Annotated in this window: 17 protein-coding genes; 11 read left to right on the plus strand and 6 right to left on the minus strand. The window is 50.9% G+C overall.

Annotation, left to right across the window (positions count from 1 at the left end; genetic code table 11):
- Nucleotides 1–52 precede the first annotated feature (52 nt).
- Complete coding sequence (locus tag ACY0JR_RS15160) at nt 53–994, minus strand: DUF2279 domain-containing protein (protein ID WP_462634960.1); 942 nt, start codon at nt 992–994, stop codon at nt 53–55.
- Nucleotides 995–1,407: 413 nt separating this feature from the next.
- Between ACY0JR_RS15160 and ACY0JR_RS15165 the strand changes: the two genes are divergently transcribed.
- The 9 genes from ACY0JR_RS15165 (at nt 1,408) to ACY0JR_RS15205 (ending at nt 10,657) form a co-directional block, all read left to right on the plus strand.
- Complete coding sequence (locus ACY0JR_RS15165) at nt 1,408–2,820, plus strand: anthranilate synthase component I family protein (protein ID WP_462634961.1); 1,413 nt, start codon at nt 1,408–1,410, stop codon at nt 2,818–2,820.
- Between the two features lie 98 nt (nt 2,821–2,918).
- Complete coding sequence (locus ACY0JR_RS15170) at nt 2,919–3,542, plus strand: anthranilate synthase component II (protein ID WP_462634962.1); 624 nt, start codon at nt 2,919–2,921, stop codon at nt 3,540–3,542.
- Nucleotides 3,539–4,525, plus strand: a complete 987-nt coding sequence (trpD, locus tag ACY0JR_RS15175; protein ID WP_462634963.1) for an anthranilate phosphoribosyltransferase — start codon at nt 3,539–3,541, stop codon at nt 4,523–4,525. Before ACY0JR_RS15170 ends, trpD begins: the two co-directional genes overlap by 4 nt.
- Nucleotides 4,526–4,533: 8 nt before the next feature.
- Entirely contained in the window at nt 4,534–5,361 is an 828-nt protein-coding gene (gene trpC / locus ACY0JR_RS15180; protein ID WP_462634964.1) for an indole-3-glycerol phosphate synthase TrpC, read from the plus strand.
- 316 nt (nt 5,362–5,677) lie between these two features.
- Nucleotides 5,678–6,313: a phosphoribosylanthranilate isomerase gene (locus ACY0JR_RS15185; RefSeq protein WP_462634965.1), complete on the plus strand. Its 636-nt coding sequence runs from the start codon at nt 5,678–5,680 to the stop codon at nt 6,311–6,313.
- Between the two features lie 71 nt (nt 6,314–6,384).
- Complete coding sequence (gene trpB / locus ACY0JR_RS15190) at nt 6,385–7,581, plus strand: tryptophan synthase subunit beta (RefSeq protein ID WP_462634966.1); 1,197 nt, start codon at nt 6,385–6,387, stop codon at nt 7,579–7,581.
- Nucleotides 7,568–8,344 carry a tryptophan synthase subunit alpha gene (gene trpA, locus ACY0JR_RS15195; RefSeq protein ID WP_462634967.1) on the plus strand — a complete coding sequence of 259 codons (777 nt, stop codon included), beginning with the start codon at nt 7,568–7,570 and terminating at the stop codon, nt 8,342–8,344. The genes trpB and trpA overlap by 14 nt, the downstream gene beginning before the upstream one ends.
- A gap of 131 nt (nt 8,345–8,475) precedes the next feature.
- Nucleotides 8,476–9,489: a 3-deoxy-7-phosphoheptulonate synthase gene (gene aroF / locus ACY0JR_RS15200; RefSeq protein WP_462634968.1), complete on the plus strand. Its 1,014-nt coding sequence runs from the start codon at nt 8,476–8,478 to the stop codon at nt 9,487–9,489.
- A 412-nt stretch (nt 9,490–9,901) separates the two neighbouring features.
- Complete coding sequence (locus tag ACY0JR_RS15205; protein WP_462634969.1) at nt 9,902–10,657, plus strand: hypothetical protein; 756 nt, start codon at nt 9,902–9,904, stop codon at nt 10,655–10,657.
- Nucleotides 10,658–10,923: 266 nt separating this feature from the next.
- Here ACY0JR_RS15205 and ACY0JR_RS15210 read toward each other — a convergent pair whose 3' ends face one another.
- A complete protein-coding gene (locus tag ACY0JR_RS15210) occupies nt 10,924–11,475 on the minus strand; it encodes an arylesterase (RefSeq protein ID WP_462634970.1) in 552 nt (183 codons plus the stop codon).
- 286 nt (nt 11,476–11,761) lie between these two features.
- Between ACY0JR_RS15210 and ACY0JR_RS15215 the strand changes: the two genes are divergently transcribed.
- Together ACY0JR_RS15215 and ACY0JR_RS15220 are read left to right on the plus strand one after the other, a co-directional pair.
- A complete protein-coding gene (locus ACY0JR_RS15215) occupies nt 11,762–12,448 on the plus strand; it encodes an ABC transporter ATP-binding protein (protein ID WP_462634971.1) in 687 nt (228 codons plus the stop codon).
- Between the two features lie 186 nt (nt 12,449–12,634).
- The gene (locus ACY0JR_RS15220; protein WP_462634972.1) at nt 12,635–15,178 is read left to right on the plus strand and encodes an ABC transporter permease; all 2,544 of its coding nucleotides are present in this window, start codon (nt 12,635–12,637) and stop codon (nt 15,176–15,178) included.
- A gap of 569 nt (nt 15,179–15,747) precedes the next feature.
- Here ACY0JR_RS15220 and ACY0JR_RS15225 read toward each other — a convergent pair.
- The 4 genes from ACY0JR_RS15225 to ACY0JR_RS15240 form a co-directional block, all read right to left on the minus strand.
- Nucleotides 15,748–16,995, minus strand: coding sequence for a sialidase family protein (locus ACY0JR_RS15225; RefSeq protein WP_462634973.1), 1,248 nt, complete (start codon nt 16,993–16,995; stop codon nt 15,748–15,750).
- A 298-nt stretch (nt 16,996–17,293) separates the two neighbouring features.
- Complete coding sequence (locus ACY0JR_RS15230; protein WP_462634974.1) at nt 17,294–19,585, minus strand: TonB-dependent receptor; 2,292 nt, start codon at nt 19,583–19,585, stop codon at nt 17,294–17,296.
- Nucleotides 19,586–19,689: 104 nt separating this feature from the next.
- Complete coding sequence (locus ACY0JR_RS15235; RefSeq protein WP_462634975.1) at nt 19,690–20,043, minus strand: hypothetical protein; 354 nt, start codon at nt 20,041–20,043, stop codon at nt 19,690–19,692.
- A 199-nt stretch (nt 20,044–20,242) separates the two neighbouring features.
- The gene (locus ACY0JR_RS15240; protein ID WP_462634976.1) at nt 20,243–20,713 is read right to left on the minus strand and encodes an Mpo1 family 2-hydroxy fatty acid dioxygenase; all 471 of its coding nucleotides are present in this window, start codon (nt 20,711–20,713) and stop codon (nt 20,243–20,245) included.
- Nucleotides 20,714–20,839: the final 126 nt, after the last annotated feature.

The raw sequence follows: 20,839 nt of genomic DNA on the forward strand, positions 1-20,839 counted from the left end.
CCGCTGCGCTCAAACTTGCGGTATATACAATCAACTATAACTCAGGTTCACCTTAAAAATATACCCCATGCATCTTCAATCCCTGTCTTTTATTGTACTCCAAAGCTGGAGCCGGAAACTTAAAGATGGATAAGACATAGAACGTTCGCTTCAGGAACTTGCTCCGGGTGGGAATGGCCTGCCAGTTTAGGTCTACGCTGAGGTAGTATTGCCGGTAGGCGTGTAAGCCCAGGGCGCGGTTGGCATCCTCGTCATTGTAGACCATTTCTTCGGCACCGTAGCCTACGGCGGGGTTCAGCCATTTGGGGAACCGACTGGAAGGGGAGAGGAACTTGGCTAAATCTACGCTGAGCCAGTAGGTGTGGCCGTTGTAGTCTTTCAGAAACTCCTCTGACGCACCTTTGCCCAGCACGTTAGGCCGAAGGGAAGCGTAGCGGGTGCGGTGAAAGGAATACTTGGGTGTAAGCCGGACTTCGCCCCAAGCCAGTTGCTGCGTAATGACCGCCAGTGAACCGGCCGCGTTTGCGGCAATGTCTGAGAGAGAAGCGCCGTATTCAGGCGAGCGACCGTCAAAGTACTCAATGGGCGTTTGCAGCACAAAGCCCAGGGCACCGCCGTACCAGATGGCTTTCTTTTCGGGGACGCCTGCTTTGCGCAGCAAATCAACGCCCAGGCGGCTTTCATGGAAGGCCCCCCAGAAATGCCCGGCTTTGTCTAGTTGTTTCCACTCGTGGCTGTCATTAAACCAATGGAACCGGGTTTGCTCGTTTTCCTGGTACCAGGCGTGGTTCAGCAGGGCCAGGCCGCCTACGTACACGGTGGCTCCGCCCGCCGCCAGCCACGGCAGGCGGCGGCTGAACTGGTTGACGCTATCGGCTGCCGCCTCGGTTTCAAAGGTGTAGGTAGACTGCGCAATGGTCTGGAATGGAGTAAAACCTAGCCAGCAAACCAGCAGCAGGGAAAAGCAAGCGCGAAGGGCAGAGGAGTGCAGCACAGGTTAAAAGTAAGGAAACCGCAGGTATTTACCCTGTTTTCAGGAAAATGCATCTTTTTTTTTGCCGTTTTCTTGCAAATCATTTCCTGGCTCCTACATTTGCAACATGAACAAGACACAATTCTCGCACAACGCTTGGTGGCACACACGTCAAAACTGATGGGTGAACCGCTTGCTGTGCAGAAATGTACTATAATTAAAGGCTCGGATTCACCCGGGCCTTTGGTGTTTTTAACGTGTTCAGAATTGATAATAAAAGAGCAGAATGAAACGAGTGATGTTTAGCGGAAAGAATTGTTGGTGGCACCCATTGGAAAATGTGTGAACAGCAGGCCATTGCCTAAACTAAACTTGCCTACACTATAAGAGGCTTGCTGTTCAACCAAAACAGTAAGCCTTTTTTTATTCCTTTTATGAAGACCTACACCTTACAAACGCAATACCGCCAACTCCTCGCCGACACCGTGACGCCGGTGGGCATTTACCTGCAACTCCGCGACAAGTACCGCAACTGCCTGCTATTGGAAAGCTCTGATTACCACGGCCAGGAAAACAGTTTCACCTACATCTGCTGCGAACCCATTGCTGAGTTCCGGCTGAAAGACAATATGCTGCGCCGCTCGTACCCAGACGGCACGGTAGAAGAGCAGGAACTGGCGCAGAAGCGCGATGCGGTACAATTGCTCCAATCGTATTGTGAGTCGTTTAAAACTGAAGCCAGCCCCTTCGGGTTTATCCAGAACGGGTTGTTCGGGTACATGTCGTTTGAGGCGGTACAGTACTATGAAACCCTAGATTTGCGGGAGAAAGAATCGGCGCACGCCGAAATGCCCGAGATTCTGTACCAGGCCTTCCGGTTTGTCATTGCCATTGACCATTTCAAAAACGAGCTGTACATTTTTGAGCACTTTTTCGGAAATCAGCCCCAAAACGACGGTTTGGATGAACTGGAGACGCTTATTCAAAACAAGAACTTCCCAGCGTTCCACTTCGCAATTACTGGCGAGGAAATCACCAACCAGACTGATGAGGAGTTCTTGCGCATCATAGAAGAGGGCAAACGCCATTGCCACTTGGGCAACGTGTTCCAGATTGTGCTGTCGCGCCGCTTTTCGCAGTCGTTCCAGGGAGATGAGTTCAACGTATACCGCGCCCTGCGCTCCATCAACCCATCGCCGTATCTGTTCTACTTTGACTACGGCAACTTCAAGATTTTCGGGTCTTCGCCCGAGGCGCAGTTAACCATTAAGAACGACGTAGCTACCATTTACCCCATTGCGGGCACATTTAAGCGCACCGGCAATGACGCCGCTGATGCTGAGCTGGCGCAGAAGCTCTACGATGACCCCAAGGAAAACTCAGAGCACGTGATGCTGGTTGACCTGGCCCGCAACGACCTCAGCCGCCACGGTGACAACGTGAACGTGGAAGTATTCAAAGAAGTACAGTACTATTCGCACGTGATTCACCTGGTTTCCAAAGTGACTGCCAACCTGCCACAGGCGCACGGTTCGGTGCAGATGGTAGCTGATACGTTTCCGGCAGGTACTTTGTCGGGCGCACCAAAACACCGCGCGCTTACTTTAATTGATGAACTAGAGCCAACCGGACGCGGTTACTACGGCGGCTGCATTGGGTATCTAGGCTTCGGCGGAGATTTCAATCATGCCATCATGATTCGGTCGTTCCTGAGCGTGAAAAACAAATTGTATTTCCAGGCCGGGGCTGGGGTGGTAGCTAAGTCAGACACCAGAAGTGAATTGAACGAAGTGCACCACAAACTAGCCGCCTTGCGGAAGGCTTTGGAGAAAGCCGCTACTATATAAAGAAAGAGGAAAGCTGATTTAGGCCGATTATCAGAAAAAAGGGCCTAAAACAGAAAAGAAGAAGAACAAACCAGACACCTGACAAACCCTTTAGTGCCATGAAAATCCTTGTCTTAGATAACTACGATTCCTTTACCTACAACCTGGTGCAACTGCTCAGAGAGCTGGGCTACGAAAACCAACTGGAAGTATTCCGCAATGACCAGATTAGCCTGGAAGAGGTGGAAAAGTACGATGTCATTCTGCTTTCGCCGGGGCCGGGAGTACCCAGTGAGGCTGGTATCATGCCCGCTTTGCTGCAAAAATATGCACCAACCAAGCGTATTATGGGCGTTTGCCTGGGTCACCAAGCCATTGCCGAAGCGTTTGGGGCGGAGTTGTCTAACCTGAAGGAGGTGTTTCATGGCGTGTCTTCTACCATGCGGGTTGTTAATACTAGTGAACCTATGTTCAAGCAATTGCCTTCTACCTTCAACGTGGCCCGCTATCATTCCTGGACGGTAGTACCTGACTCAGTGCCTGCTGCTTTGAAAATCACGGCCGTTGATGAAACCGGCGAGGTAATGGCCATTCGGCACAGCCAATATGATGTGTGCGGCGTGCAGTTTCACCCAGAATCTATACTCACCGAATTCGGCAAGGAAATGCTGAACAACTGGTTGCAAAACCCAACCAAGCGCGTGAATCAATGGACTACTTTTGCTGCCTCTCTTGCGCTATGAAACAAGTACTGCAACAACTCATTGAGCATAAAGCGCTCTCCAAGGAAACCGCCAAACAGGTGCTCATTAATATCGGACGGGGCCAGTACAACACCAGCCAGATGGCCGCTTTCATGACCGTGTACCTCATGCGCAATATCACCGTGCACGAGCTGGAGGGTTTCCGGGAAGCCATGCTGGAACTGTGCCTGCTCCCAGAACTGGGCACCGACCAGGTGATTGACCTCTGCGGCACCGGCGGCGACGGCAAAGACACCTTCAATATCTCTACACTGGCTTCTTTTGTGGTGGCAGGGGCTGGTTACAAAGTAGCCAAACACGGCAATAACGGGGTTTCTTCTATCTGTGGCTCGTCTAACGTGATGGCGCATTTAGGCTACAACTTTACCAATGACAGCACAGCGTTAAGAAACAAACTGGAAGCGGCCAACATCTGCTTCCTGCACGCACCGCTGTTTCATCCGGCTATGAAAGAAGTAGCCCCAATCAGGAAAGATTTGGGCGTGAAAACCTTCTTCAACATGCTGGGCCCCATGATTAATCCGGCCAAGCCGCATTTCCAGATGGTAGGGGTTTTCAGTTTAGAACTGTTGCGCCTCTATACGTACCTTTACCAGCAGACCGGCAAACGTTTTGTGCTGCTGCACGCACTGGATGGGTATGACGAGGTTTCCCTGACCGGACCGTTTAAAATGGTCACGCCAGAGGGCGAGCAGATTCTGCAGCCGTCTGACTTAGGGTTACCCACTTACCAGGAAAGCGATTTAGCCGGCGGTACTTCCGTGGAAGATTCGGCGCAGATTTTCATGAACGTGCTGGAAGGCCGCGGAACGGCTGCCCAACAGGATGCCGTAGTCGCCAATGCCGGATTAGGAATTTACTGCTCAGATGAGCGTCTTTCCTTGCAGGAAGCTTTGCAAAAGGCCCGGCACTCGCTGGATACCGGATTGGCCCTGAAAACATTTAGAACCTTATTAGCTTAACCCCTTATATGTCATCCACCATCTTAGATAAGATTATTGCCCACAAACGGCAGGAAGTAGCCGATCGCAAAAGTCTGGTGCCTACTGCTCTGTTGGAACGCAGCATTTACTTTCCGTCGCAGCCGGTATCACTCCGCAAATATGTGCAGCGCCCCGATCTGACCGGCATCATTGCCGAGTTCAAACGGAAGTCTCCTTCCAAAGGCACCATCAACGCGTACGCGCCGGTAGAACGCACGTCCATTGGTTATATGCAGGCGGGTGCCTCGGCCTTGTCAATCCTCACGGATTCAAATTTCTTCGGGGGTAAAAACGAAGACCTGACCACCGCCCGTAAATTCAATTTCTGCCCTATTCTGCGGAAAGATTTTGTGGTGGAGGAATACCAAGTTCTGGAAGCAAAATCCATTGGCGCTGATGCTATTTTATTGATTGCGGCAGTGCTTTCTAAAGAAGAGGTAAGCCAATTAGCGCAGTTTGCCCATTCACTTGGGTTAGAGGTGTTACTAGAGGTGCATGACCGAGAAGAATTGGAGCGTACCATCACACCTCACGTAGATTTGATAGGCGTGAACAACCGCAACCTGCATGATTTCTCCGTGAACTTACAAACGTCCATCGACCTGGCCCAGTACATTCCCAATGACTTCGTGAAAGTATCTGAAAGTGGGTTGAGCGAGGCGAAAAGCATTCTCGAGCTTCAGCAATACGGCTATGAAGGCTTCCTGATGGGGGAGACCTTTATGCGTCACAGCCGCCCGGAGAAAGCCTGTCTGGCTTTTGTGGAAGAGTTAAAGAAACTACACGTAGTAAGTCAGCTAAGCTTTTCAAAGTAAATTACTTATCGCGTAGATTTGCTACAAGGAGCAGGACGAGCAAAACTATCTCTCTGTCATCCTGAAAGGATCTTGGTGGCGAACGGCAATGGCGCTTATTTACAGCTTATCTAGTTCGCCCACAAGATCCTTTCAGGATGACAGAGTAGAGAAGAAGACATATCTTTTTTATCCGATTACATAAAAAGATATTACATTGTTTTAAACCTGTTTTCAGGAAAATAAGCAGAGAACATAGCACCTGAACAAACGGCAATTTCTGAGTCATTCTCTTTCTTTGTCGCTTTTAGAAATACAGCTTATTAGTACAGATAAAATGTCAGAAAATTCCCTTAAGATAAAGGTGTGCGGCATGAAGTACAGCGAGAACCTTCAGGAACTCCTGCTGCTTGAGCCAGATTACGTGGGGTTTATTTTCTACGAGAAGTCACCCCGGTTCATCACCACCCAATGGGCGGTTTTCTCGTCTGTTTTCCCGAAAGGGGCCAAAAAGGTGGGGGTGTTTGTAGACGAATCGGCCCAGGGTATTTTGCAGAAGGCTACGGAACTGGGGCTAGAAATGGTGCAGTTGCACGGACATGAGTCCCCTGAGATGTGCCTAGAGGTAAGAGACACCGGCCTGGCCGTGATGAAAGCCTTTAGGGTGGGCGAGGACTTTGACTTCGGGCAATTGCAGGAATACGCGTATAGCTGCGACTACTTTCTGTTTGATGCCAGCGGCGCCAACCCCGGCGGTAATGGCATCCGGTTTAATTGGGAGATATTGCAAAACTACACCCTGGATGTTCCCTTTTTCCTGAGCGGCGGCATTGACCTGGAGCATGTGGAAGAGATAAAAGCCCTGCATCTGCCGCAACTGCACGGCCTTGATTTGAACAGTAAATTTGAGATTCAGCCCGGCCTGAAAGACATACACCGGTTACAGCAGTTTTTTGAGGCCATTAAAGAATAAACCTTGTTTATAGAAGCAGCACAACAACAGAGATGCTGTTTAACGCTTCTGAAGCTATACATACCAAAGGAATGGAATACGGAGTAAATGAACGCGGCTATTATGGCCAATTTGGGGGGGCTTTCATCCCGGAAATGTTGTACCCTAACGTGGAAGAACTGCGGGAGAAATACCTGACCATCATCCAGGAGCCCGAGTTTCAGGAGGAAATGCAGGAACTGCTTCGGGACTACGTGGGTCGGCCTACGCCCTTGTACCACGCCAAGCGCCTTTCTGAGCGGTACAACACCAAAATCTACTTGAAGCGGGAAGACCTGAACCATACCGGAGCCCACAAAATCAACAACACGGTAGGGCAGATCCTGTTGGCTAAACGCCTGGGAAAAAAGCGAATCATCGCGGAAACCGGTGCCGGTCAGCACGGCGTGGCCACCGCTACGGTGTGTGCCTTAGCCGGTCTGGAGTGCATTGTGTACATGGGCAAGATTGACACCGAGCGCCAGAAACCTAACGTGGAGAAAATGCGTCTGCTGGGTGCTACCGTAGTGCCAGTTACCTCTGGTTCCCAGACCTTGAAAGACGCTACTAACGAAGCCATCCGCGACTGGATTAATCACCCCGAGGACACGCATTACATCATTGGCTCCGTAGTGGGTCCGCACCCGTACCCGGACATGGTGGCTCGTTTCCAGTCCGTTATTTCAGAAGAGATTAGAAAACAACTGCTAGAGAAGGAGGGACGCGAGTTACCAAATTACGTGGTAGCCTGCGTAGGTGGCGGTTCCAACGCAGCCGGTGCCTTTTACCATTTTCTGGATGAGCCAAGTGTACAACTGATTGCCGTAGAGGCAGCGGGCTTGGGGGTAGATTCCGGCCATTCGGCGGCTACCTCGGTGCTAGGCAAAACCGGTATCATCCACGGCAGCAAAACCCTGCTCATGCAGACCGAAGACGGCCAGATTACCGAACCTTATTCCATCTCCGCCGGACTGGATTATCCGGGCGTAGGCCCGCAGCACGCGCATTTAGCCCAAACCGGCCGCGCCCGTTTCATTGCCATCACCGATGCTGATGCCATGGAAGCCCTGCGTGAGCTGAGCCGCTTGGAAGGAATCATTCCCGCCATTGAAAGCTCCCACGCTTTAGCCGCTTTAAAGGAAATCCAAGCTAGCCCCAATGACGTGGTGGTGCTGAACCTTTCGGGCCGCGGCGACAAAGACCTCAATACCATTCTCACTTACTTTGAACAACAAGATGCCTCAAAATAGACTCACGCGCCTGTTCCAGGAGAAAAGCGGAAATCTACTGAACATATACTTCACCGCTGGTTACCCTAAACTAGAAGACACGGTCACCATTCTGGAAGAACTGGAAGCCGCCGGGGCGGATTTAGTGGAGATTGGAATGCCCTTCTCAGACCCGCTTGCCGATGGACCTACCATTCAAGCCAGCAACCAGGTAGCGCTGGAGAACGGAATGTCCATCAATAAGTTATTGCAGCAACTAGACCAGGTAAGAGAGAGAGTTACGCTCCCCATTATTCTTATGGGCTACCTGAACCCCGTGATGCAGTACGGCTTCGAGCGCTTCTGCGAAGACGCTGCCCGCGTTGGCGTAGACGGCCTCATTCTCCCAGACCTGCCTTTTGCCGAGTACGAGGAAGAATACAAGCCCATTCTGGAGAAACACGGCCTTAGCCTCATTTTCCTAATCACCCCACAAACCTCGGAGGCGAGAATCCGGCAAATAGACGCGCTCACCAACTCCTTTATTTACATGGTATCCAGCGCCAGCACCACCGGCAGTCAGGTGCAAACCGGAGCAGCCCAGGAAGCGTATTTTTCTAAAGTCAGAAATCTAGGACTAAGAAACCCGCTCCTCATCGGCTTTGGTATCAGCGACAAGCCCTCTTTTGAAATGGCCTGCCTTTCCGCGCATGGCGCTATCATCGGCAGTGCTTTCATCAAAGCCTTACAGCAACCCCAGGAAGTGCGAGAGAATGTTCGCTCTTTCTTGAAAACCCTGAAATAGATGTGCAGATGAGGAGATTTGGAAATGTGTAGATGATGCAATTATCAAAATCTTCAAATTCCCAAATCTTCAAATCTCCTAATCAACCCATCTCCACATCTTCAAGTCTCCACATCTCCAAATCAACAAAAATGTTAATTCAACTACATTCAGATATACGTCCCGAGGACAAGGCGGCCATTGTAGAAAAGGCAAAGGAATTGAAGTACAAAACCACCGAGGTGGTGACCCAGGCGGGGCATTACCTGGTAGGCACCGGCAAAGCCGAGTTTGACGTACGGACTATCGGGAATTTGCGGGGTATCAAAGACATTCACATTGTGTCTGATGATTATCGGCTGGTTTCCAGAAAATGGAAGGTAAACCCAACCGTTATTGACTTCGGCGATGGCCTGAAAGTGCAGGAAGGGGAGTTCACTATTATGGCCGGGCCTTGCTCCATTGAGAACGAAGACCAGATTGAGAAAACCATCCAGCATTTGGTGGCGAACAACGTGCGCTTCATGCGGGGCGGCGTGTTCAAGCCGCGTTCCTCGCCGTATTCCTTCCGCGGTCTTGGGATTGAAGGCCTGAAGTTGTTTTATGACATGTGCCGTGCCCAAGGTATCAAGGTAGTGACGGAGGTAATGCAGGTCTCCCAGATTGCAGAGATGGAACCTTACACCGATGTTTTCCAGGTTGGGGCCCGCAATACCCAGAACTTTAACCTGCTGGATGAACTGGGGAAAGTAGACAAGCCCGTGCTGCTAAAACGTGGCATTTCAGGCACCATTGATGAGTTGCTGTACTCCGCGGAATACATCTTCTCCGGCGGAAATGAAAAGCTGATGCTCTGCGAACGCGGTATCAGAACCTATGAAACCGCCAGCCGCAATACGCTGGATTTGAACGCCATTCCTATTCTGAAAGAGAAAACCCACTTACCGGTAATTGTTGACCCTTCACACGGCATCGGCATACGGGAATACGTGGAGCCGATGGCGTTGGCGGCCATCATGGCAGGAGCCGATGGCATCATCTACGAAACCCACGAAAAGCCCGAGGAAGCCGCCTCAGACGGTGCCCAAACCCTCAGCTTTGCTGAATCAGAGCGCATGATCAAGAAAATGCGGAAAACTTTTGAGCTCAGGAAAGAGCTAGCTTAAGGCTTGAGGTGGAAGTGATACCAATATTACTTTATTGTTGCGCTTTAGCATCTATGGCGCTTTTAGCATCTATGGCGCGGAAGGCTTGATAAATCAATTCCGTCCTCCTTCCAAGGAGGACGGAATACATAGCAATTGCCGTGTTTACATTGCTTCTTTCCTAACAGGCTGCAACCCGATTCAAAAATATTCGTAAAAATAATTGCTTTTATAAAGGGAATCCTATATATTAGTTTTAGTTATGAGAACAATAGCCCTATCACTCATTATGGTCAATTGCAAACCCTACGCGCAGCGTACCGGAGCAAGGACTGTATGGGCTATATCTAACTAATTGAAGTAGAAATAAACAAACCCCATATAAAGCCTGGCTCCGGTAAACGGAGTCAGGCTTTTTTTATGTACGTAAGCCATGTATCAGCAACAGTATCATCAGTACACCATCCAGCAACAACAAACCTGGAACATCTTGTACACCAAGCGGGCAGAAGCACTTTCTGCCGCTGTCTCCGCGCCTTTTTGGAACGGGATTAACGCGCTGGAACTGAAAGCTTATTTTATTCCCGAGTTCACAAAGGTAAACTTCCACTTACGCCAGCACACTCCATGGGAGTTAGTAGCGGTAGAAGAACCATTGCGACCCAGACAAGTGCTGGCCAGATGGGCCAAGCAGAAGTTTCCAGCGGTTACGTCGCTGCGCGTGCACCCAGATGTAGACCTGCGGTTGCAGGGCGAAAATGACATGTTTCAGGATGTATTCAGTCAGTTGCCTTGGTTACTAGTGCCAGAGGTGGCCGATTTCATGCAACGCCTGGGTGAATTGTCTTTAGCGTACAAAGACCCCACCGTTACAGATTTGTTATGGCGGTTGGCACAGCATGTGCTAGGCAATGGATTATTGCGCGATGAACACAGAAAGGTGACCTTGTTTGGGGCCAACTTACTGTCAAACGCCCCTGAAGCCGAATTAGCTCTGAAAAGCGAAAACGCCTGGAGACCTATGGTGCTGGAAGACTTATTAGTACAGCCCTATAAAACCGGAGAAACCCCAGAGGCCTACTTTGTGCTGGAAAACTTCTCTGATTTGACCAGTTTAGTGGAGCAACTAGAAAGAGAAGGGGTGCCGGTTGCAGAGATCCCAGCCTCCTGGCAGTTGGTGGCTAGTTAAGGTGACTAGCTTAGTTTTACCTTTAATTTTTTATTATCCTCCTGAAAGGATCTTGTGGACGAACGGTAGTCCTGTTAATTAGATATTTTCTAGCTTGCTCACAAGATCCTTTAGGATGATAATTTAGTGTAGAGTAAGTTTGCTCTGCTTTGAAATAGCATCATAACCTGAAGTAAAGAGACACAAAAGCAACCCCCTTCCGTTTAGAGGCTGATTTTCAGGAATCAACTTCTAAACGGAAGGGGTTTTGTTGTAGCGTAAGTCCGTTATAATACGTCTTTCAAAACTTCCCACACGTTATTGGCCAGAATCTTCTGACCGGCGGCGGTGGGGTGTACGCCGTCTGCCTGGTTCAGGAAACGGACTCCGCCCACACCTTCCAGCAGGAAAGGCACCAGGGCCATCTTATTCTCAGTAGCTAGTTGCCGGAAAATCACCCTGAACTCGCCGGCGTAGGCGCCGCCCATGTTGGGGGGCACTTCCATGCCCAGCATGACCAGTTTGGCCTCGGGGTATTTGGCTCGTACTTTGTCTACAATGGCCTGGAGGTTCTTCTTCGTTTCTGACGGCGGAATGCCTCTAAGCCCGTCGTTGGCGCCTAGTTCCAGTACAAACACGTCTACCGGTTGCCGCAGAAGCCAGTCAATTCGGTTTTTGCCGCCCGCCGAGGTTTCGCCGCTTAAGCCCGCATTGATGGCTTTGTAGGGCAAATCCAGCGAGTCGATTTTTTTCTGGAGAAGGGCCGGGAAAGATTCTGACGAAGAAGCAAGTCCGTAGCCCGCAGTGAGGCTGTTACCGAAGAAGAGGATATTTTTCATAGTTTGAGGGGCCTTGTTCGTTTTTTCCTGGCTGGTTTCGGAAGCCGTTTTGTCCTGCTGTTTTCCTTTTTCAGAGCAGCCCGCACACCACCAAACCAAGAGCAGCAAATATATCAATGTTGGTTTATACATGTTGTTTCGTTTTCTTGTTCACACGCAAAGAAAGTACTTATAACTGGTTTCTGCCGTTTGGGTTTTAAACAAAGGATTTTAAATCCTGTTCTGTAATTTGCCGTTTGCTTATACGGCAAGAGAACTGATTCTATTCTTACTCAAACCATTGCTTGTGACGCCCATTCTGCATATTCAGGATCTTACCAAAACCTACCAAAGTACCGGCCATACCTTAACCGTACTGGACAATATCAACTTCTCTGTAGAGGAAAAAGCCACCATTTCCATTGTGGGGCCATCGGGAAGCGGGAAAACTACGCTTTTGGGATTGTGTGCCGGGCTAGACCGTTCCACTTCCGGATTGGTGGAACTGAACGGCATACGGCTAGATACGCTCAGTGAAGATGCGCGCGCGCAGGTCAGAAACCAGTACGTGGGTTTTATCTTCCAGAACTTTCAACTACTGCCCACACTCACCGCCCTGGAAAACGTGATGGTGCCGCTGGAACTCAGGGGAGAGAAGAACATCAAACCCCGGGCGCTGGAACTGCTGGACAAAGTTGGACTAGCGGAAAGGGCGCACCATTATCCTACCCAACTGTCGGGCGGTGAGCAGCAGCGGGTATCATTGGCCCGGGCTTTCTCCAACAAACCCAAAATCCTTTTCGCCGATGAACCCACCGGCAACCTGGACGCCGAGACCAGCGAGAAAGTTGTCAAACTCATTTTCGACCTTAACCGCGAAGCGGGCACCACTTTGGTCTTAGTAACCCATGACGCCGAACTAGCCTCCAAAACCCAGCGCATTCTGCGGGTAAAAGGCGGCAAGCTGGTCTCTGATGAAAGAACGATAGTGTAATGTGCTAATTGGTTAATGTGCTAATGTGCTATTGAAAAATGATTAATGAAGCGATTGCGAAAAGAAGACGAAAGTACTTTTTTAGCTTTCAACCTCCTCAATCTTCAGTACAGTATTGGCGCGTTTCCCCACTTCACATGAAATAATTAGCACATTAGCACATTATCTAATTAGCACATTAACCTAATGAATAAACTTAATTTTCCGTGGTTGGTGCAGATGGCTTGGCGAGATAGCCGCCGAAACCGCTCACGTTTGTTTCTTTTCATCTCTTCCATCATTCTGGGCATAGCGGCGTTGGTGGCCATTTTCTCGTTCGGCTACAACCTGCGCGCGGACATTGACAACCAGGCCAAGGAGTTGATTGGGGCCGATTTGGTGATTACGAGTAACCGCGCGGTAGACCCGAAGATGCTGCCGTTGTTAGATTCACTGGGGAACCGACGTTCCCGCGAACGGAGCTTCGCCTCCATGATTCTGTTCCCCAAAAGCCAGGGCACCCGTTTGGTACAGATACGGGCGTTGGAAGGTCAATTTCCCTACTACGGCACTTTGGAAACCGTACCCGCCGCTGCGGCCCAAACCTTCAGGAACGGGCAACAGGCGCTGGTGGACAAAACGCTCATGCTACAGTTTGGTGCCCGGGTAGGGGACTCCATTAAAGTGGGCGAGGTAACGTTTCAGATTGCCGGTATCCTGAACAAAGCACCGGGGCAGACGGGTATTTCGGCTACGGTGGCTCCGGCAGTGTATATTCCGCTGCGCTTTCTGGCCCAAACGGGCCTGGAGCAGAAAGGCAGTCGCATCAATTATCTGTTCTACTACAAGTATGATTCTCCCACAGATGTCAAGAAACTGGTAGACAAGTTGGAGCCCCGGTTGGAAAAGGAGGCCCTGAACACCGAGACTATTGAGACGCAGCGCGAAGACATGGGCCGTTCGTTCAAGGACCTGACCAGTTTCCTGGCCTTGGTGGGCTTTATTGCCTTGCTGCTGGGCAGCATTGGCGTGGCCAGTGCTATTCACGTGTACATCAGGGAGAAGCTGCGTTCCATTGCTATTCTGCGGTGTTTGGGCGTGAGTGCGGTGCAGGCTTTCCTGATCTACGTGATTCAGATTCTGGGCATCGGGTTGCTGGGGTCTATTCTGGGAGCGGCGCTGGGAACGGTGGTGCAGCAATTGTTGCCGCAGGTGTTGCAGGATCTGTTGCCTATCAAGATTACCGTCGCTATTTCCTGGTTGGCCATTTTGCAGGGCATTGGCTTGGGGCTCATGATCTCGCTGCTGTTCTCGCTGCTGCCGTTGGTCAGCATCAGAAACGTATCGCCGCTCAACACACTGCGTTTATCTTTGGAGAATACCAGCATGTTCAAAGATCCGTTGAAATGGTTAGTATATGGGCTTATTCTGCTGTTCATCTTCGGGTTCACGTACCTGCAGACCGAAAAACTGAAAGAGGCGGCTTATTTTACCTTGGGCGTATTGGCAGGCTTTCTGGTGTTAACCGGTATGGCTTGGGGCCTGATGTGGGCCGTACGGCGGTTCTTTCCCGAGTCGTGGAGTTATCTGTGGCGGCAGGGGCTGGCCAACCTTTTCCGACCCAATAACCAAACGCTTATCCTGATTGTCTCCATTGGGTTGGGCACCGCTTTCATCAGCACCCTGTACTTTGTGCAGACTATATTACTCAACCAAGTCACACTGTCGGCGCGCGAGAACCAGCCCAATATGGTCTTGTTTGACATTCAGCAGGGCCAGCGCGAAGCCATTGCCGAACTCACCAGACAGCAGGGATTGCCCGTGTTGCAGCAGGTACCTATTGTGACCATGCGCATTGAGGAGATCAACGGCCAAACCGCCGAGCAGGTACTAGAACAAGAAGACAGCACCTCAGAGGCTTCGCCCAGAGCCTTTCAGCGCGAAATCAGGTCTACTTTCAGAGGATCCCTCACCGATGCTGAAAAAGTGGTGGCAGGAACCTGGCACGGTAAAGTGGTTTCGCCCGAGGATACCGTTTACGTTTCCTTAGACCAGAATTACGCCGAGCGGATTAGGGTAGAAGTAGGCGACCAGATTGTGTTCAACGTGCAGGGAGCACTCATCCCCACCGTAGTGGGCAGCTTGCGCGAAGTAGACTGGAACCGCATTCAAACCAATTTCCGGGTCGTTTTTCCGGTAGGCGTGCTGGAGGCTGCCCCGCAGTTCCATGTACTCATGACCAAAGTGCCTACGGCCGAAAAATCAGCTAGTTTCCAGCAGGCGGTAGTGCGGCAATTCCCCAATATCTCCATCATTGACCTGGAACTCATTCTGAGCGTCATGGACGAGTTGCTGGACAAGATTGGCTTTGTGATCCGGTTCATGGCGGGTTTCAGCATCATTACCGGGTTGGTGGTGCTCATTTCCTCGGTGCTCATCAGCAAGTACCAACGCATGCAGGAGAGTGTGTTGCTCCGCACCTTAGGGGCTAACCGCAAGCAGATTTTCCTCATTACTGCCTTGGAATACTTCTTCTTAGGGGCTTTGGCTGCTGGTACCGGGATTGTCTTGTCTTTGATTGGCAGTTGGGCCCTGGCGAAGTACAGTTTTGAGACTTCGTTCACGCCGCAGCTTTGGCCGGTGGTTTTGTTGTTCCTACTTATTTCTACCCTTACCGTTCTCATTGGGCTGTTTAACAGCCGGGCGGTGGTGAATCGGTCTCCGTTGGAGGTGCTTCGGTCTGAAGGATAGTGTGTGTTTGTTTTGAGGTTGTTTTCTGGAAAGTAGGGTATAACTAAGCTCTTTATCCTGTTTTGGTTTTGCCTTGGATTGGTTGGTGCATGGGGTTTGCCTGTTGCTGGCGTGGCGGGTGGTTGATGCGGAGCCCTTATGCTATGTTGTTGCATGGTTTCCCTCCGTGCGCTCACGGCCGCGAGGCCCCGTCTTCCCCTCTCGCACTGCCCTTTCGGCCTGGACTGTTTATTGCTCTTAGGTGGTGTCTGTCTATGGCCAAAAGCGAGGCGCGCTCAGGAAAGACTGGAACTGGGAAAGGAGCAATAGGCTTCAGCTCTCAAAAGCAGAGCCCCCCTTTGAAAGAGGGGAAGGGGGATGTTTACACCTGCCGGTCACACGCATTCCCACTAGTAAACATGGTTCAAGTCTGTGACTTGGACCCAAAATGACCGGAAGTTTGCAACTTCCGTGAGCCATAAAGACAAAGGCGTATTCCCCTCATCAGAAGGACCAAAGAGCGTTTCAGATCTGTTTACTCAAAAACAGACCTGAAACGCTCTTTCGCATTACAGCAAACTGATAAAGGATTAATTAGTGCTGCCGTTCTTCACTACCTGATACCAGACTTCGCTGTTTTTCTCTTGTTTTTGGGTATAGGCAACTAAAACGGCGGTATTGTCCAGACCTAGAATGACGGGGTGCGTGGTGTTGGTGGAGTCTGCGGTGAGGTACGTGTGTTTGATGGGTTTGCCCGAGGTATCTCTAAGCTGTAAGCCAATTCGGTTATTGAATTTGCCTGGGGTAGGTACCTGTTCATCCCATACCAGCGCCAGTTGGTTCTGGCCGTAGCTGGTGAGTTGCGGGTGCTTCGCGGAGGGTAGTTGGCTCACGGCTTCGCGCGGAGCAAAGGCATTTTCCCCTTTTTTATGGCTGTAAAATACGCCACTGCCGCCGCCCATGGTGTACCAGGCAGCGTGTAACCCATTGCTGTTCCAGGCCAGGGTAGGGCCGGTATGCGGACAGCCGTCAATCGCCCAATTATCTGGGCTAATGCGTTCACGAGGGGCGAAGGTCTGGCCGTTGTCTGTTGAAACCAAGTGCATCATGTCTCTGATGCTGTCGTTGAGGATGGCGCGGTATGCGGCGTGGAGTTTACCGGTGCCGTCTACAAACAGATCGGTGCGGCAGCATTGGCAAAGCTGCTGGTCAATCACTTTTTCATAGGTGAAACCATTGCGGCCGCTGGTATTAGAGAAATAGAGACTGGAGCCTTCTTTGGGCGTGTTCTTGCGCGAATCTAGCCAGATAGCGGCCACTTCGCCGGTTGGCAGCAAAGCAATGTCGAAATAGCGTTCATCAATGCTGTTTTCGGCGTCTAGCGCCAATTGGCGGGCAGCGGTCCAGGTTTTGCCGCCGTCAAAGGATTGGGTGTATTTCACCAAGCCGGCGTAGCTGTTGTCAGGATTCGGGTTCTGCACGGCAAACATGGCCAGCAGGTCGCCGTTGGGTTTGAACAGCAGCTTAGACAAATTCTCGTCATGCGGATAAACACCTGCGGAGGTGGGGATAGCCACTGCTTTCCCGAAGGTTTTGCCGTCATCCGCGGAGCGGGCGTACATCAACAGGAAGTTACCGGTGGTATCCTGCGCCTGCACCCAGCACAACACCGGGTTGCCTTGGTGGTCTTTGGTGAGGTAAGGGCAGGAGGCTTTCAGGTTCGCCTGAGAAATTCTTTGCCTGGATGTCGCTTCTTCCACTGGCTTCGGCTGACAGCCAATGAGGGAAAGAACAAGTAAACCCAAGAAGGAAATGGAATAAATATAAGTTGATTTCATGTGTGTCTGAAGGTGCTGCTGTTGATTTGAAATGTCGTTTTGAAGCTGTTTGAAGAATAAAGGCTTAAACGGATTGATGGTGTTTCGCTACTTAAATTCAGGAAAGAGTTCTTAAACCCAGGTTTTGATATTTTGGAAAGATCTTGTGCGCGGACCAGAAATGTATTGATTCAAGGCCATCACAGTTCGACCACAAGTTCCTTTCAGGATGACAAAGTGTGGCAGCAGGAAGCGGAGTACAGAGGGACATAGCTGTCGTAACGGGTAGCTAGCAATATGACCAGATGACTGCATTCACTTACCTTCCTTTGGCTGTAAACTGGTAGCCCAAGCCTGCATTGAAGGTGCGCGGAACGCCCTGGCGGTAGCTTTTGCCGTAGGAGTACTTGTCCACGGTGGTGGCGTAGAGTTCGTTGGAGAGATTGATGGCGTTTACCCAGGCCTCAACCCCCCGGAACGTGTAGCCCACCCGGGCGTTGAACAGGTGGTAACCGCTGTAAGACTCGCTGTTCACGGGGTCCATGTAGTAGTTGCCCACGTGTTGCCACTCCGCACTAAGCCGAAGGCCTTTCAGAAAACCGGGTTTATAGGTCACTTCTGCGTTACAGATAAAATTGGGGGCGGTGGCCATTTCATTGCCCGAGTAATCGGCTCCTCTTTCTACAAAATTCAGAAACCAGTGCCGGGCATTGGTTCCACTTCCTCTAAAGGAAAGCGCCTCTACGGGCGTGTAGTGCAGCGTGTATTCTATGCCCCGGTGGCGGGTGCTTCCGGCGTTTTGGTTTCGGTAAGAACCATCGTCTAGCCTTACGGAGATGATTTCATTGGTGCCTTCCATTTGGTACACGCTCACGTCCAGGTAAGCTTTGTGTTGCAGAAAACTCCACCAACCGCCCACTTCGTAGCTGCGGTAGTCTGACGATTTTAGCGTGGGTACTTGCACGCCGCGGTACAGTTCGGTGATTTGGGGTGGCGCAAAACCCAGGCTGTAGTTGGCGTAAACCCCCTTGCTCTTCCCGAAATCATAGGTAAGACCTAATTTAGGTGAGAACTGCTTGTAGCCATTCTCTTCATCTGGGGCACCGGTAAATGCCGAGGGCGGCAGGTAGTTGTTGAACGTATAATCCAGCCGGTCATACCGCAGGGCTGCTACCAGTTTCAACTGGTCTACTGGTGATATTTCGGCCTGGGTGTAGATGGCAGTATTGAGCAAATCCACGGCGTAGTGGGTGAGGAGCGAATCACTAGCCGTAAAGCCGGTGTAAATGCCCGCTTCGCTGCGGTCTACGTCAATGAAATGGGCAGTGTAGGTGGCTGGGCTATAATCGGCGGAGAGGCCAGCAATGAGAGAGGCGTTCAGAAACGGAAACGTTTTGCGGTGCTGGGCAATAAAACCGTAGCTGGAAAACGCATCTTCATTGATTTCACCCGTCGCCTTCAGCGGATTTTCCCGCACGTTGGCAATGGCGTAAAACGGGTTCTGCCCAATGGCATTCTGCCGGAAAAACAGCGTGGCCTTGGTGTGGTTTGATGCATCCCAGGTGTGTTCCAGCGTGCTTCTCAGGCGTAAGGCGTTCACCTTGCGGTACGTGAACGTATGCTGGCTGCTGTACTCTTTCCGGAAGAAGTGGGTGCTGTCCAGTCCGCCGGTCTGGTCGGTTTGGTAGTCTACCAGTGTGGCCGAAGTGGTCAACTTGCTGCGGTCACTGATGCGGTAATCAGCCCGTAGCGTGAACGCCAGTTTATCAAAATCGCTGTGGCTAATGATACCATCGCGCTGCGCCGCGTAATACCCCCCGGCGTAAATTCCCACTTTCCCGAAGGTATTGGAGACGCTGAAATCGGTTCTTCGGTAGCCTTGGTTGCTGGTTTCCAGCTGTATTTTGGCGTTAGCCATGGGCGTTGGCGCCTGCGTAATGAAGTTGACGGCTCCGCCGATGGCCTCACTTCCGTACAGCGACGAAGCAGGCCCCCTGATCACCTCAATGGTTTTCAGGGCGGCCATGTTGATCTCAATTAGCGCGTTGTGGTTGAAATCGCCGGAGGTACGGATGGGAATGCCGTCTTCCAGGTACAGGAACAGGCTTTTGTAGCCAATAGGTTGCCGGATAGCCATGGTGTGTTGTTCATTGCCCAGGTTCACCATGTACACGCCGCTTACCTTGTTCAGGACCTGGTCTAGCGTGGTGGCTTTGGTTTCCTGGAGCACCCGGCTGGAGATGGTGCTAATGGCCACCGGCGTTTGGGTGCGGGCCTGCGCCTCGCGGCTAGCCGAAACCACCACCTGTTTCAGATGGTTGGCAGACGGGGCCAGGGCCACCTGCACAAAATCTCCCTTCACCTGAATTTCCTGGGTAATGTAGCCCAGGTAAGAAACCAGGAGAGATTCCGGTGATTGTTTGCCAGAGAGCGTGAAACTACCATCAGGGCCACTGATGGTACCGGTGGTGGTTTGATTAATGGAGACCGAGGCGCCCACCAGTGCCTCTTTGGTATACGCGTCTATGACCCGCCCTTTCACCGTAGATTGGGCATGGACATAGTGGGCCAACATCATACAGACGATGAAGCCAGATAAAATTTTTTGCATAGAAAAGCCTTAACGGTTGTAAAAAGCAGACATAGCCGTATTTCCGGGGAAAAATTCCCGTAGCAGCATACGCGTAGGTGGGTGTCACCTACGTTCACTTAATACTATACCGCAGGCTTGGGCGGATGGAAGATGGAGAAGGGCATGTTTACCGGTCGGTTTTCCGGTAGAACCGCATAGGAGCTGTTTTTCTGTGAAAACGTAACGTCAGTAGAACGCTCTAACGGCTGATAGAACAAGGTAATCACCTCTTTCTGTTTCTGGTCTTTGGCCGATGCACTTCCGTCTTGTTCGGCCTTCTTCAGTTTTTTAGCCAGGTAGCACTTCCCGTTGCAGTGCATTTGGGGCGTTTCGCGGTTAATACAGAGAAATTTAGAAATGAACGCCTTGTTTGCCTCATAATCCAGCACAATAAAGACTTTGCTGAACGAGGTGGTCAGCATTAGGCCCAGGAGCATTATAGTGGCAAACTTTTTCAAATGGCGGTAATTGGCTGCGAAGGTAGGGAACCTCTTCCTTTGAAACCAGTACGGCGGAAATAAAACGATGGTGGCCTCTCCTATAAATTATAGTTTATATCCGTTTTAGGCCAAATTTAGAAAATACGCCCAAAATGAAGTTTCGAGAACCTTGTAGAGCCTAACCCAATGAAAGAGGTTAATACCTGATGCCTATTTTCTGGTAGATAAAGCTCAACAGCCACACCGGCCCGATGAGCAGAAATTGCAGATCTTTCAGAAAGGACGGCTTCTTGCCTTCAATTTTGTGCCCTATGAACTGCCCCACCCAGGCTACCACAAAGATGAGGAGGCATAAAGCCCAGAGCGGTAGTTGTTGCACCTGGTCTAACTGGTACACAATCCAGAGGAAGAAAGAGGTGACCAGGATCATGCCCAGAGCGAGGCTGGGGGAGAGGGCCACGTAATAGATCATACACAGCAACACAAACAGAATGCCCCAGTTGAAAACGAAAGGTAAACGCAGGAAGAACTCCGGCACTGGAATGGCCCAGATCAACCCCACCAGGCTAATCATAATAGCGGGAACGCAGATCCAGTGAATGAGTTTGTTGGTGCCGTTGCGGTGGCTTTCGGCGTACTCGTCTAGCAGGTGGTGAATAGCGGCCATGTCTCTTTTTTACTTTAAGGTAAGCATTCTGTGGCAGGAAGTAAATAGTTTGTTTCTAGTATTTTACTGGCTGGGTTGCGGACTAATGTTAGTGGTTCCCGGCGAGTCTGGAGACTCGCTTCATCC

This window comes from Rufibacter sp. JT3400010, assembly GCF_054956755.1.

Excerpts from the sequence above, each read along its gene's own strand:
- ACY0JR_RS15165 (WP_462634961.1), top strand. The coding sequence starts at position 1,408 with ATGAAGACCTACACCTTACAAACGCAATACCGCCAACTCCTCGCCGAC.
- ACY0JR_RS15170 (WP_462634962.1), top strand. The coding sequence starts at position 2,919 with ATGAAAATCCTTGTCTTAGATAACTACGATTCCTTTACCTACAACCTG.
- trpD (WP_462634963.1), top strand. The coding sequence starts at position 3,539 with ATGAAACAAGTACTGCAACAACTCATTGAGCATAAAGCGCTCTCCAAG.
- trpC (WP_462634964.1), top strand. The coding sequence starts at position 4,534 with ATGTCATCCACCATCTTAGATAAGATTATTGCCCACAAACGGCAGGAA.
- ACY0JR_RS15185 (WP_462634965.1), top strand. The coding sequence starts at position 5,678 with ATGTCAGAAAATTCCCTTAAGATAAAGGTGTGCGGCATGAAGTACAGC.
- trpB (WP_462634966.1), top strand. The coding sequence starts at position 6,385 with ATGGAATACGGAGTAAATGAACGCGGCTATTATGGCCAATTTGGGGGG.
- trpA (WP_462634967.1), top strand. The coding sequence starts at position 7,568 with ATGCCTCAAAATAGACTCACGCGCCTGTTCCAGGAGAAAAGCGGAAAT.
- aroF (WP_462634968.1), top strand. The coding sequence starts at position 8,476 with ATGTTAATTCAACTACATTCAGATATACGTCCCGAGGACAAGGCGGCC.
- ACY0JR_RS15205 (WP_462634969.1), top strand. The coding sequence starts at position 9,902 with ATGTATCAGCAACAGTATCATCAGTACACCATCCAGCAACAACAAACC.
- ACY0JR_RS15210 (WP_462634970.1), bottom strand. The coding sequence starts at position 11,475 with ATGAAAAATATCCTCTTCTTCGGTAACAGCCTCACTGCGGGCTACGGA.
- ACY0JR_RS15220 (WP_462634972.1), top strand. The coding sequence starts at position 12,635 with ATGAATAAACTTAATTTTCCGTGGTTGGTGCAGATGGCTTGGCGAGAT.
- ACY0JR_RS15225 (WP_462634973.1), bottom strand. The coding sequence starts at position 16,995 with ATGAAATCAACTTATATTTATTCCATTTCCTTCTTGGGTTTACTTGTT.
- ACY0JR_RS15230 (WP_462634974.1), bottom strand. The coding sequence starts at position 19,585 with ATGCAAAAAATTTTATCTGGCTTCATCGTCTGTATGATGTTGGCCCAC.
- ACY0JR_RS15235 (WP_462634975.1), bottom strand. The coding sequence starts at position 20,043 with ATGCTCCTGGGCCTAATGCTGACCACCTCGTTCAGCAAAGTCTTTATT.
- ACY0JR_RS15240 (WP_462634976.1), bottom strand. The coding sequence starts at position 20,713 with ATGGCCGCTATTCACCACCTGCTAGACGAGTACGCCGAAAGCCACCGC.